The 11,750-nt window shown below is 55.2% G+C and carries 17 protein-coding genes; all 17 read left to right on the forward strand.

Features of this window, described 5'->3' with window-relative positions; all coding sequences use genetic code 11:
* The first annotated feature begins 25 nt into the window (after nt 1-25).
* The 17 genes from efp to NSS88_RS14095 all read left to right on the forward strand — a co-directional run bounded on the left by efp (nt 26) and on the right by NSS88_RS14095 (nt 11,750).
* Entirely contained in the window at nt 26-583 is a 558-nt protein-coding gene (gene efp, locus NSS88_RS14015) for an elongation factor P (protein ID WP_033016423.1), read from the forward strand.
* A 178-nt stretch (nt 584-761) separates the two neighbouring features.
* A complete protein-coding gene (locus NSS88_RS14020) occupies nt 762-1,043 on the forward strand; it encodes a YqhV family protein (RefSeq protein ID WP_033009388.1) in 282 nt (93 codons plus the stop codon).
* A 60-nt stretch (nt 1,044-1,103) separates the two neighbouring features.
* Nucleotides 1,104-2,021, forward strand: a complete 918-nt coding sequence (gene spoIIIAA / locus NSS88_RS14025) for a stage III sporulation protein AA (protein ID WP_033016424.1) — start codon at nt 1,104-1,106, stop codon at nt 2,019-2,021.
* Nucleotides 2,018-2,530, forward strand: coding sequence for a stage III sporulation protein SpoIIIAB (gene spoIIIAB, locus NSS88_RS14030; protein ID WP_033009392.1), 513 nt, complete (start codon nt 2,018-2,020; stop codon nt 2,528-2,530). Before spoIIIAA ends, spoIIIAB begins: the two co-directional genes overlap by 4 nt.
* A 16-nt stretch (nt 2,531-2,546) precedes the next feature.
* On the forward strand, nt 2,547-2,753 hold the full coding sequence (gene spoIIIAC, locus NSS88_RS14035; protein ID WP_020960538.1) for a stage III sporulation protein AC: 207 nt from the start codon (nt 2,547-2,549) through the stop codon (nt 2,751-2,753).
* Nucleotides 2,754-2,764: 11 nt separating this feature from the next.
* Entirely contained in the window at nt 2,765-3,160 is a 396-nt protein-coding gene (gene spoIIIAD / locus NSS88_RS14040; RefSeq protein WP_049624625.1) for a stage III sporulation protein AD, read from the forward strand.
* 12 nt (nt 3,161-3,172) lie between these two features.
* Entirely contained in the window at nt 3,173-4,336 is a 1,164-nt protein-coding gene (spoIIIAE, locus tag NSS88_RS14045) for a stage III sporulation protein AE (protein ID WP_033016426.1), read from the forward strand.
* 10 nt (nt 4,337-4,346) lie between these two features.
* On the forward strand, nt 4,347-4,958 hold the full coding sequence (gene spoIIIAF / locus NSS88_RS14050; RefSeq protein WP_033016427.1) for a stage III sporulation protein AF: 612 nt from the start codon (nt 4,347-4,349) through the stop codon (nt 4,956-4,958).
* 5 nt (nt 4,959-4,963) lie between these two features.
* Nucleotides 4,964-5,602 (forward strand): stage III sporulation protein AG, encoded by a 639-nt coding sequence (gene spoIIIAG, locus NSS88_RS14055; protein ID WP_033009400.1) that lies wholly within the window; start codon nt 4,964-4,966, stop codon nt 5,600-5,602.
* 26 nt (nt 5,603-5,628) lie between these two features.
* A complete protein-coding gene (locus tag NSS88_RS14060; RefSeq protein WP_033016429.1) occupies nt 5,629-6,180 on the forward strand; it encodes a SpoIIIAH-like family protein in 552 nt (183 codons plus the stop codon).
* A 140-nt stretch (nt 6,181-6,320) separates the two neighbouring features.
* Nucleotides 6,321-6,845: an acetyl-CoA carboxylase biotin carboxyl carrier protein gene (gene accB / locus NSS88_RS14065; protein WP_049624624.1), complete on the forward strand. Its 525-nt coding sequence runs from the start codon at nt 6,321-6,323 to the stop codon at nt 6,843-6,845.
* A gap of 15 nt (nt 6,846-6,860) precedes the next feature.
* Nucleotides 6,861-8,216: an acetyl-CoA carboxylase biotin carboxylase subunit gene (gene accC / locus NSS88_RS14070; protein WP_049624623.1), complete on the forward strand. Its 1,356-nt coding sequence runs from the start codon at nt 6,861-6,863 to the stop codon at nt 8,214-8,216.
* A gap of 10 nt (nt 8,217-8,226) precedes the next feature.
* Nucleotides 8,227-8,631, forward strand: coding sequence for an Asp23/Gls24 family envelope stress response protein (locus NSS88_RS14075; protein ID WP_055358013.1), 405 nt, complete (start codon nt 8,227-8,229; stop codon nt 8,629-8,631).
* A gap of 201 nt (nt 8,632-8,832) precedes the next feature.
* Entirely contained in the window at nt 8,833-9,225 is a 393-nt protein-coding gene (gene nusB, locus NSS88_RS14080; RefSeq protein WP_033016434.1) for a transcription antitermination factor NusB, read from the forward strand.
* Nucleotides 9,226-9,311: 86 nt separating this feature from the next.
* On the forward strand, nt 9,312-10,166 hold the full coding sequence (gene folD / locus NSS88_RS14085) for a bifunctional methylenetetrahydrofolate dehydrogenase/methenyltetrahydrofolate cyclohydrolase FolD (RefSeq protein WP_033009410.1): 855 nt from the start codon (nt 9,312-9,314) through the stop codon (nt 10,164-10,166).
* A 10-nt stretch (nt 10,167-10,176) separates the two neighbouring features.
* Complete coding sequence (gene xseA, locus NSS88_RS14090) at nt 10,177-11,523, forward strand: exodeoxyribonuclease VII large subunit (RefSeq protein ID WP_033016436.1); 1,347 nt, start codon at nt 10,177-10,179, stop codon at nt 11,521-11,523.
* Nucleotides 11,520-11,750: an exodeoxyribonuclease VII small subunit gene (locus NSS88_RS14095; RefSeq protein WP_033009414.1), complete on the forward strand. Its 231-nt coding sequence runs from the start codon at nt 11,520-11,522 to the stop codon at nt 11,748-11,750. Before xseA ends, NSS88_RS14095 begins: the two co-directional genes overlap by 4 nt.

The following is an 11,750-nucleotide window of genomic DNA, read 5'->3' on the forward strand; positions in this document are numbered from 1 at the left end:
GATAGCGTGAGGAGGATTTCGGGCAATGATTTCAGTCAACGATTTTCGCACAGGACTTACCATCGAGGTCGACGGCGAGATTTGGCGCGTCCTTGAGTTTCAGCACGTCAAGCCGGGCAAGGGTGCGGCGTTCGTCCGTTCGAAACTGCGAAATTTGCGCACCGGCGCCATTCAAGAGCGGACGTTCCGCGCCGGCGAAAAAGTGAACCGGGCGCAAATTGACACGCGCAAAATGCAATATTTGTACGCCAACGGCGATCAACACGTCTTTATGGACATGGAAACATATGAGCAAATTGAGCTGCCGGCAAAGCAAATCGAATATGAGCTCAAGTTTTTGAAAGAAAATATGGAAGTGTTCATCATGATGTACCAGGGCGAAACGATCGGCATCGAGCTGCCGAATACCGTTGAGCTGAAAGTTGTTGAAACCGAGCCGGGCATTAAAGGCGACACCGCTTCCGGCGGTTCGAAACCGGCCAAGCTTGAAACCGGCCTTGTCGTTCAAGTGCCATTTTTCGTCAACGAAGGCGACACCCTCATCATCAATACGGCTGACGGCACATACGTGTCACGGGCGTAAGAACCTGAACAAGGGCAGCACTGATCCGGAATGTTCCGGGCCGGTGCTGTTTTTATGCGCCAAAGGTGCCCCGTCCTGCTTCGTTGTCCATCCCCGTTTTCACCGGCAAAAACTTCTTCTGAAACGGCTTGTTCCCGCATACGTTTGTACTAATCCATCTCTATTTGAGGAGGGACACATGAAACATTGGCTGCGATCGATCGATTCGTCCGTTTTGGCGATGGCGGGCATGCGAATGTTGTCGGCGCTTATTGAACTGAGTGCAGCGCTGCTGATGTTGGTCTTTAATGATGTAAGAAAGGCGCTCGCCATTAACGCCGTGCTCGCTGCTGTCGGCCCGACTGTGCTGATCGTAACGATGGCGATCGGTCTGCTTTCGCTGGCGGATGAGCTTTCGTTTTCTCGGCTCGCGTTCATCGCGCTCGGGGTGGCGCTCATTTTGTTCGGCATTTACAAGTAAGGCATAAACAGCATCTTCCGCCCATACATATAGACTAGTCCACCAAAAAGGGGGAGGGCCATGGAAGCGGTATGGGGAATTTTGCCGAAAACGATCGCCGCTGTGCTGCAGCAGATGCCTTCCTGGGGGCGCAGCATCGAAGAAATCCGCATCCGTATTTCCCGGCCGCTTGAAGTGATCGTCGATGGGAAGGCCCGCTTGCTGCCATATGAAGTGACGAAAGAGGACGGCGTGTACTTGCTCAACAAGTTGAGCCATTATTCGATTTATGCCGTCGAAGAGGAGCTGAGGCGTGGATTTATGACGATTGAAGGCGGCCATCGCGTCGGGCTCGCCGGCAAAGTCGTTACAGAAGGGGGCAAGGTGAAAGCCATCCGCGATGTCGCCTCCTTTAACATCCGCATTGCCAAAGAGCAAATCGGCATTGCCGATCCGCTGATTCCGTATGTGTATGATGGGCGCTGGCGCCATACGATGATCATCGGTTCCCCGCAGACCGGCAAAACGACGCTGTTGCGCGACGCGGCGCGCCTGATCAGCAGCGGAACTGGGCGCATTCCGGCGCAAAAGGTAGCGATCGTTGACGAGCGGTCGGAAATCGCCGGCTGCGTGAAAGGCATTCCGCAATTTTCGTTCGGCCCACGCCTTGATGTGTTGGACGCTTGTCCGAAAGCGGAAGGGATGATGATGATGATTCGCTCGATGAGTCCGGATGTCATGATTGTGGATGAAATTGGGCGCGAGGAAGACAGCGAAGCGGTGCTGGAGGCGGCGAATGCCGGCGTTTCGATATGGACGACCGTGCACGGGCGCACCGTTCGAGATGTTTGGCAGCGGCCGACGCTGCGTCCGGTCATGGAGCAACGGGTGTTTGAACGGTTTATTGAGTTGACGAACGTCCCGCATCCCGGCTTCATCCGGCGCATTGTTGACGCCAACGGCGCCGTGCTGTACGAGCGGGCGGTGGCGGGCCGATGAAGTGGCTGGGCGCCTTGTTGATTCTTGCCGCCTCCACTTGGATGGGGATGGCAGCCGCCCGCGCCTTGTACGAACGGCCGCGCCAGCTTCGCCAGCTGAAAGCGGCGCTCAGGGCGTTCGAAGCGGAAGTGATGTACGGACATACGCCGCTTGCCGAGGCATCTCAGCATATCGCCCGCCAGACGGCCGCTCCGATTGGCGAGCTGTTTGCCCAGTTTGCGGCGGCGTTGCATGCGTGTGAAACGAGCGTGGCCGAAGCATGGGAAAAAAGCTTGCGGGCTGTATGGGGGAAGACCGCGCTCAAACAAGGAGAGTGGGAAGTAATGAAACAGTTTGGCGCCACGCTCGGCCAGTATGACCGGCTCACCCAGCAACAGCAAATCGCCTTGGCGCTCGCCCATCTTGAGCGGGAGGAAGCGGAGGCGCTGGACGATCAGGCGCGCTATGGCAAAATGGCGAAAAGTTTAGGCGTGTTAGCCGGGCTGCTGCTCGTCATTTTACTCATGTAGACAGGAGGCAGGACGAATGGGCATCGATGTCGATATCATTTTAAAAATCGCCGGCGTCGGCATCGTCATCGCGTTTTTGCATACGGTGCTCGACCAGATGGGAAGGAAAGAATACGCCCAGTGGGTGACGCTGCTCGGCTTTATTTATATTTTGTTTATGGTCGCTTCGATTGTAAGCGATTTGTTTCAAAAAATTAAAGATGTCTTTTTGTTCCGCGGATAGGGGGAGAGGCCATGGACATTTTGCAAATCGTCGGCCTCGGGTTGGTGGCGACGTTCCTCGTTGTGCTGCTGCAAGAACAAAAATCGAGCCTCTCCTTTTTATTGACTGTTTTTGTCGGATGCACCATTTTTTTACTTCTTGTTGACCAAATCAGCAATATTTTGCTGACGCTGCGGGAGATGGCGGAAGGCGCCCACATTCAAATGGTGTACTTGGAAATGATGTTGAAAATTATCGGCATTGCCTACATCGCCGAGTTTGCCGCGCAAATTTCCAAAGACGCCGGCCAAGGGGCGATCGCTGCCAAAATTGAGCTCGGCGGCAAAATCGTCATTTTGGCGCTCGCCGTCCCAATTTTGACTGCCATCATTGAAGCGGTCATCAGCCTCATTCCGGCGGCGCGATAAGGAGGGAACGGATTGAAGCGGACAGCGTTCCTCATTGCGGGGTTGCTCTCTCTCTTTTTTTGCCCGTTCGTCGTACAAGCTGCGAGCGATGGGCCGTACGTCAGCGAGCAGCTCGCTCATTTGGATGTCAGCGACATCCGCCGTTATTGGGAAACGATCGTCCATGAGTATGGGGGCTTTTTGCCGGAAAGCGAAAAAGGGCCGCTCTCCGATTTTTTAAGCGGCGACCGGCAATGGTCGCCCGTCGAGTGGCTGAAAGCGCTCGCCCGTTATTTATTTTATGAACTGCAAGTCAACGGGAAGCTGCTTGGGACGCTCATTTTGCTCGCTGTCTTCAGCACCGTGCTGCAATCGCTGCAAAACGCGTTCGCCCAGCAGGAGGTAAGCAAAATCGCCCACGCCGTCGTCTACATGGTGCTGTTATTGCTCGCCTTAAACAGCTTCCGCCTCGCAACCGGCTATGCGCTCGAGGCGGTGCGGACGATGAGCCATTTTATCATCGCCCTCGTTCCGCTTTTGCTCGCCTTGCTCGCCTCCTCCGGCGGCGTCGTATCGGCGGCGTTTTTCCATCCGATCATTTTGTTTTTGATGAACACAACCGGCGTTGTCGTGGAATATGTCACGCTCCCGCTTCTGTTGCTAGCGGCGCTTTTAAGTGTCGTCAGCACGCTCAGCGACCGGTACAAGGCGACCCAGCTTGCCGATTTGTTGAACAAGGCCGCCCTCGGTTTGCTCGGCCTCATTTTGACGGTTTTCCTTGGCGTTATGTCGGTGCGGGGGGCAACAGCGGCGGTGGCGGACGGGGTGGCGCTGCGGGCGGCGAAATTTGTCACCGGCAACTTCATCCCGGTCGTCGGCAAGCTGTTTACTGATGCAGCCGATACGGTCGTTGCCGCTTCGATGCTGCTCAAAAATGCGGTCGGATTGGTCGGGGTGGCTGTGTTGTTGATGATTGCCATCTTTCCGGCGGTGAAAATTTTCGCCATCGTCATCATCTACAAACTATCAGCCGCGCTGTTGCAGCCGCTTGGCGGCAGTCCGGTGCTGTCTTGCCTCAACATTATCGGCAAAAGCATCGCCTATGTGCTCGCGGCGCTTTTGATCGTCTCGCTCATGTTTTTCTTCAGCCTCACCGTCATGGTTATGGCAGGGAATATTACGATGATGGTCCGCTAGGAGGAACGTTATGCAGCTTGTGATTGAATGGGTGACGAACATCATTTTGTTTTTGTTGTTTGCCATCATCATCGATTTTTTGCTGCCGTCCGGGACGATGCAAAAATATGTCAAAATGGTCGTCGGACTTTTGCTTCTCCTAATTATGTTGACGCCGGTGCTCCGGATGGCTTCGGCGGATCCGGATCAGCTTGTCGCTTCAGCACTTGCCCGTTTTTCCGAAGGCTTCAAGGGGGAAGAGGAGATAAAAAATCAAATGGAACAACAGAAAAAAGAAATACAAGCTTCACAACGCGCATATATTTTAGAACAAATGGCTGTCCAGCTCGAAAACGACGTAAACGGGGAGTTGATGGAAAAGTATGGATTGAAGGCTGATGTCAAAGTTTACGCCGATCACAACGAAAATTGGCGCATGCCAGAGGACATCAAGACGATTGAAGTGGCGCTTTTGAAACAACGCCCTTCCAGCGCGGTGGAGCCGGTTGTCATCGATACAATAAAGCCGCCGGCTTTGCCCGAGAGCGATGCCTCGCTGGCTGAAGAGGTGCGCGCCTTTCTCGCCGGCAAATGGGAAGTCGATGAAAATAAAATTGCCGTGCAATTTAGAGGGAGGGAATAGGGGGGATGCTCTCGTTTTTCAAACGATTTCTTTCTTCCCCGCCCAAAGACGGGAACGGGGAAGGGGCGCGAAAACACATGCCGTTCTCATATGTCGTTGTCCTGCTGCTGGCCGGTGTGGCGCTCATGGCGGCGAGTCACTTTGCAGGTAGCGCAGACGATGCCGAAGCCAAGCCTTCCGCCAATCAGCCGGAATCCCCGTCCGAGCCGGCGTTTTTGTCGAGCAAGGAGACAAAGGATAAAGTGATCGCCGCCTATGAGGAACGGTACGAGAAGGAGTTGAAAGCCGCCCTCGAAGCAATTGAAGGGGTTGAGGATGTCACCGTTGTCGTCAACCTTGACTCAACCGAGCTGAAGCTGTTTGAGAAAAAACGCTCGACCCAGCAGCAAACGACCGAAGAAAGCGACAAGGAAGGCGGAAAACGGACGATTGAAAATCAGTCGACAAACGAAGAAGTGATCATCATCCGCAATGGCGACGAGGAAACGCCGCTTGTTGTCGCCACGAAAAAGCCGGATATTCGCGGTGTGCTTGTCGTCGCCAAAGGGGCCGACAACTTGCAAATTAAAAAATGGATCGTCGAGGCGGTGACGCGCGTGTTAAACGTTCCGAGCTACCGCGTCGCGGTCTTGCCGAAAAAATGACTCAAGTAAGGGGAGAGGAGATCGCCATGTTGAAAAAACAAACGGTATGGCTGTTGACGATGCTAAGCTTAGTAGTCGTACTGTCGGTGTATTATGTCACGGCGCCGAAAGAGATGGGCAACAGCCCGGCGCTCACCGCGAATGAGAAAACAGAAAAGCCGGCCAAACAACCAAGCGTAGCGGTGGAAGAGACTGGAGCGAAAGAGGAGCCGTCAACCGCAGGCGATGATTTGTTTACAGCGCTGCGCATGAAAATTGAGGATGAACGGAGCCGGCTGCGCGATGAGCTGAACGCCATTGTCGCTTCAGCGAACGCGACGGAGGAAGAAAAAAGTGAAGCGCTCGACAAAATTGAAAAATTGCAAGCATTGTCCGAAAAAGAAGCAACGTTGGAGACGCTCATCAAATCGAAAGGCGGGTATGAAGACGTGCTCGTGCGCGCCGATGACAACCAAGTGCGCGTGACGATCAAAGCGAAACAAAGCTCATCTAAATCGGCGAATGAAGTCATTCATATGGTGAAAAAAGAAATTCCGGATGCCCAATATGTCACCGTCGAGTTCCAGCCGGCCGGATGAACGCGCTGCTCTTTGCCAGAGCAGTTTTTTTTGCATAAAAACCTTTCGTTTGCCCTGCAGTTGTGTGTATAATCGTTATGAATACGTTTGATCACCGCCTGCAAAAGACGGGCTGACACTTGGAGAAAGGTGTGAGAACGATGAAAATTCAAGAAATCCGCGAATTGATTCGGTTGGTCGATCAATCCTCAATCGATGAATTTGTATATGAGCAAGGAGAAACGAAAGTACATATGAAAAAAGCGGTTGCTGTCGCCGTTGCACCGGCAGCCGCACCGGCGGCGCCCGCACAGGCAGTGGCAGCGGTCGAACCGACGGCGGCCCCGGCGCTTGCGCCTGTCCAAGTGGCGGCTTCGGAAGTGAAGCAGGCGCCGGAAACGGAACCGACGGCGGCCAAAGAAGCAAAGCCGGCTGTGGAAGGCAACTTGCATCAAATTACATCGCCGATGGTCGGCACGTTCTACGCAGCGCCGGCGCCGGACAAGCCGCCGTATGTGAAGCCGGGCGACAAAGTGAAAAAAGATACGGTTGTTTGCATCATCGAGGCGATGAAGCTGTTTAATGAAATTGAAGCGGAAGTCGATGGCGAAATTGTCGAGGTGCTCGTGCAAAACGGCCAGCTCGTCGAATACGGCCAGCCGTTGTTTTTGGTCAAGCCTGACTAAGGGAGAGAACGGACGATGATCAAAAAAGTGTTGGTGGCGAACCGCGGGGAAATCGCCGTCCGCATTATTCGCGCCTGCCGGGAGCTCGGCATTGAGACGGTCGCCGTCTTTTCGCAGGCTGACCGCGACGCCTTGCATGTGCAGCTGGCGGATGAGGCGTACTGCATCGGGCCGACCGCCTCGAAAGACAGCTATTTGAATTTCACCAACATCATGAGCGTTGCCACGTTGACCGGCTGTGACGCCATTCACCCGGGCTATGGCTTTTTGGCGGAGAACGAGGCGTTTGCCGAGCTGTGCCGTGAATGCAATGTCACGTTCATCGGCCCGAGCCCGGAAGCGATCGCCAAAATGGGGATTAAAGACATCGCCCGCGAGACGATGAGGGAAGCGGGTGTGCCGATTGTGCCGGGCTCGCGCGGCGTTATTGAAAGTCTTGAGGAGGCGCGGGCGATCGCCGCTGAAATCGGTTACCCGGTCATCATCAAAGCGACGGCCGGCGGCGGTGGGAAAGGAATTCGCGTCGCCCGCAACGAAGAAGAGCTCGTCAAAGGCATCAACATCACCCAGCAAGAAGCGGCGACGGCGTTCGGCAACCCTGGCGTTTATATTGAAAAGTATATCGAAGATTTCCGCCATGTCGAAATTCAAGTGCTCGCCGATTCATATGGCAACACCATTCATTTAGGAGAGCGCGACTGCTCGATCCAGCGCCGGCTGCAAAAGCTTGTCGAAGAAGCGCCGTCGCCGGCCCTTGACGACGACATGCGCCGGAGGATGGGCGAGGCGGCGGTCAAGGCGGCCAAGGCGGTCAACTACATGGGCGCCGGCACGGTCGAATTTATTTATGACCACCGGAACAAACAGTTTTATTTCATGGAAATGAATACGCGCATTCAGGTGGAGCACCCGGTCACCGAGCTCATTACCGGTGTCGATTTAGTAAAAGAACAGATCCGCGTCGCTGCCGGTGAAAAGCTGTCGCTCACCCAAGAGGACGTCTCCTTTAACGGTTGGGCGATCGAATGCCGCATCAATGCGGAAAACCCAGCGAAAAACTTTATGCCGTCGCCGGGGAAAATCGCCATGTATTTGCCGCCGGGTGGTCCGGGCGTGCGCGTCGATTCCGCCGCCTACCCGGGCTATACGATTCCGCCGTATTACGATTCGATGATCGCCAAACTAATCGTTCACGCGCCGACGCGTGAGGAGGCGATCGCCCGCATGAGACGGGCTCTTTCGGAGTTTGTCATTGAAGGCATTCATACGACGATCCCGTTTCACATAAAATTAATGGAGCATGAGAAATTCCAAAGCGGCGAGTTTAATACGAAGTTTTTGGAGTTATATGATATTATGAAGGCGGAATAGGAGGTGCCCCATGTCTGAACATATGTTTAACTCCGAACAGGAGTACACCGGGCTTGGCAAAGTCGAAATTGCACCGGAAGTGATCGAGGTGATCGCCGGCATCGCGGCCAGCGAAGTCGATGGCGTTGCGCAAATGCGCGGCAATTTCGCCGCTGGCGTTGCCGAGCGGTTCGGCAAAAAGCATCACGGCAAAGGCGTCAAAGTCGATTTGCGCGATGACGGGGTTGTCATTGACCTTTATTGCTTCGTCCAGTTCGGCGCGTCGATCCCGAACGTGGCGAAAAAGGTGCAGGAAAACGTGCGCCAGGCGCTTTGGAACATGACCGGCTTGGAAACGAGCGAAGTAAACGTGCACATCGTCGGCATTCAGTTTGAAAGCGGAAAACAGGAGCACGACACCGTCGAACAACGGTGACAAAAACAGAAGGCAGCTGCTTTCGGAGCAGCCGCCTTTTGTTTTTTTCGTCAAAGTCTGTTATTGTAATGAACGAGGCCATCAGCGGAGCCGGCGGTGTAAAATCGGCAGCAAGACGGGCGACGGGAAGGGGCTGGCTTTTTCCGAAAAATATGATAAGATTTTAATATAAATGTTCGTATTTAGAGAGGGGGGAAGGCAATGAAGCGGCATGAAGCGCGGGAAAAAGCGCTGCAGGCGCTGTTTCAAATCGACGTCGGGCACATTCCGCCGGAGGAGGCGCTGGCCAATGTGGCAGGAAGCAGCGAAGCGGATCCATTTTTGCGCCAGCTTGTACTAGGCGTCGTCGAGCACCAGGAGGAAATTGACGAGCTGTTGCGTGCCAATTTGGAAAAGTGGACGCTTGAGCGGGTGGCCAATGTGGACCGCGCCATCTTGCGCATGGCGACGTATGAGATGAAGTATGTCGACGATGTGCCGGTGAGCGTCAGCCTCGATGAAGCGGTCGAGCTGGCGAAAAAATTCGGCGATTGGAAATCCGGGAGTTTTGTCAACGGCGTGCTTTCGAAAGTGAAGGCGGCGCTGCAAAAATAGGACAGGCCGCCGGCTGCGCAAGCTTTCGGCGTCAAGTCAGGCAAACCGATATGGATGGACGAACAAGGAGAGGGGAACGAGATACGATGACAGCACAAATCATCAGCGGAGCAGAACTGGCCGCAACGATTCGCGCCGGGTTGGCGGAAGAAACAGCGAAGTTGAAGGAAAGCGGCGTTGAGCCGGGGCTGGCCGTCATTCTTGTCGGCGACGATCCGGCGTCGCATTCGTATGTGAAAGGGAAGCAAAAAGCGTGCGCTGAAGTGGGCATTCGTTCATTTCTTTACACATTTCCGGCGTCCATCAGCGAAGAGGAGCTGTTGGCGAAAATCCGCGAACTGAACGGCGATCCGGCGGTGCACGGCATTTTAGTGCAGCTGCCGTTGCCGGAGCATATCCGCGAATGGTCGGTCATTGAAACGATCGCCCCGGAAAAAGATGTCGATGGCTTCCACCCGATCAACGTCGGGAAAATGATGATCGGCCAGCCGGCGTTTCTTCCGTGCACTCCGCATGGCGTTCTCGTGATGGTCAAATCTGCCGGCATCGACATTGCCGGGAAGCATGTCGTCGTCGTCGGCCGGAGCAACATCGTCGGCAAACCGGTCGGCCAGCTGTTTTTGCGCGAGCATGCGACCGTCACCTACGCCCATTCGAAAACGCCTGATTTGCCGGCCGTCACGCGGCAGGCTGACATTTTGATCGTCGCGGTTGGCAAGGCGCGTCTCATCGGTCCGGACCACGTCAAACCGGGAGCTGTCGTCATTGATGTCGGCGTCAACCGTTTGGAGAGCGGTAAACTGTGCGGCGATGTTGATTTTGACGCCGTCAAAGAAGTGGCGGGCTATATCACGCCGGTGCCAAAAGGGGTCGGTCCGATGACGATTACGATGCTGTTGCACAACACGATCGAAGCGGCCCGGCAGCTCGCCGTGAAGTGAGGCGGTTTCGATGGAAGTGAAATACGTCACCGTCGGGGCGCTGACGAAATACATTAAGCGCAAATTTGACGTCGACCCGCATTTGCGCGATTTATGGGTGAAAGGTGAAATTTCCAACTTTAAGCAGCATTCGCGCGGCCATATGTATTTTACCTTAAAAGACAGCCAGGCGCGCATTGCCGCGGTCATGTTTGCCGGCTACAATCAACATTTGCCGTTCCGTCCCGAAGATGGGATGAACGTGCTTGTGCGTGGGGAAATTTCCGTCTATGAGCCGAATGGGAACTACCAGCTATATGTAAAAGAAATGCAGCCGGAAGGCATCGGTCGCCTGTATTTGGCGTATGAGCAGCTGAAGCAGCGGCTCGAGGCGGAGGGGCTGTTTTCTCCCGTCCATAAAAAGCCGCTTCCGGCGTTTCCGCGCTGCATCGGCGTTGTTACATCGCCGACCGGAGCGGCGGTGCGCGACATTATGACGACGATCCGCCGCCGCTATCCGCTTGCGAAAATCATTTTGTTTCCGGCGCTCGTCCAAGGCGACGGGGCGGCGCTGTCAATCGTGCGCGCCATCGAGCGGGCAAATGAGTTCGGCGGGGTTGACGTGCTCATTGTCGGCCGCGGCGGCGGTTCGATTGAAGAATTGTGGGCGTTTAACGAAGAAATCGTCGCCCGCGCCATCTTTGCTTCGCGCGTGCCGGTCATTTCCGCCGTCGGCCATGAGACCGATTTTACGATCGCCGATTTTGTCGCCGATTTGCGGGCGCCGACACCGACGGCGGCAGCAGAGCTGGCTGCGCCGCACGTCGGGGAGCTGACTGAGCGGCTCGCCGAGCGGAAATGGCGGATGATCCGCGCCATGAAAGAACAGCTCGCTGCCAGCCAGGAACGGTTGCGGCGGCTTCAAGCATCGTACGCTTTCCGCTATCCAAGGCGGCTGTACGAACAAAAAGAGCAGCAGCTTGACGTGTTGCTCGACCGGCTCGCCCGCCAGCGCGAACGGTTGCTCGACAAGAAGCGCCAACAATGGCGTGAGCTGCGCCTGCGGCTGTGGCGCCATCACCCGGCGGCCGAGCTTGAGCGGACGAAGGAGCGGCAAAAAGCGGCTGCCGGCGCGCTTGAAAAAGCGATGCGCACCGCCTTAGAGCGCCATGCGCTCCGCTTTCGTTCCCATGTCGCGCGGCTTGAGGCGCTCAGTCCGCTCCGCATCATGGAGCGCGGCTACAGTTTGGTGTACAATGAGCGGCGCGAGCTTGTCAAACGAATCGGCCAGCTTCAGGTCGGCGAGCGCCTGTCCATCCGGATTCAAGACGGACAAGTCGATTGTCAAGTGACGGGAGTGGAGGAGAAAACAATATGAGCGAAGAAAAAGAGCTGACGTTTGAAGAAGCGATGAAAAAGCTTGAGGAAATCGTCGAACGGCTCGAGGAAGGAAATGTGCCGCTTGAAGAGGCGATCGTCTTTTTTCAAGAAGGCATGAAGCTGTCGAAACTTTGCCATGATAAACTGCAGCACGTCGAAAAACAGCTCGAGTATATGTTGCGCGAAGACGGTCAGCTCGTGCCTTTTTCGCCGGAGGAGGAGTAA

The organism is Geobacillus sp. FSL W8-1251 (assembly GCF_038005945.1).
Lineage (GTDB): Bacteria > Bacillota > Bacilli > Bacillales > Anoxybacillaceae > Geobacillus > Geobacillus stearothermophilus.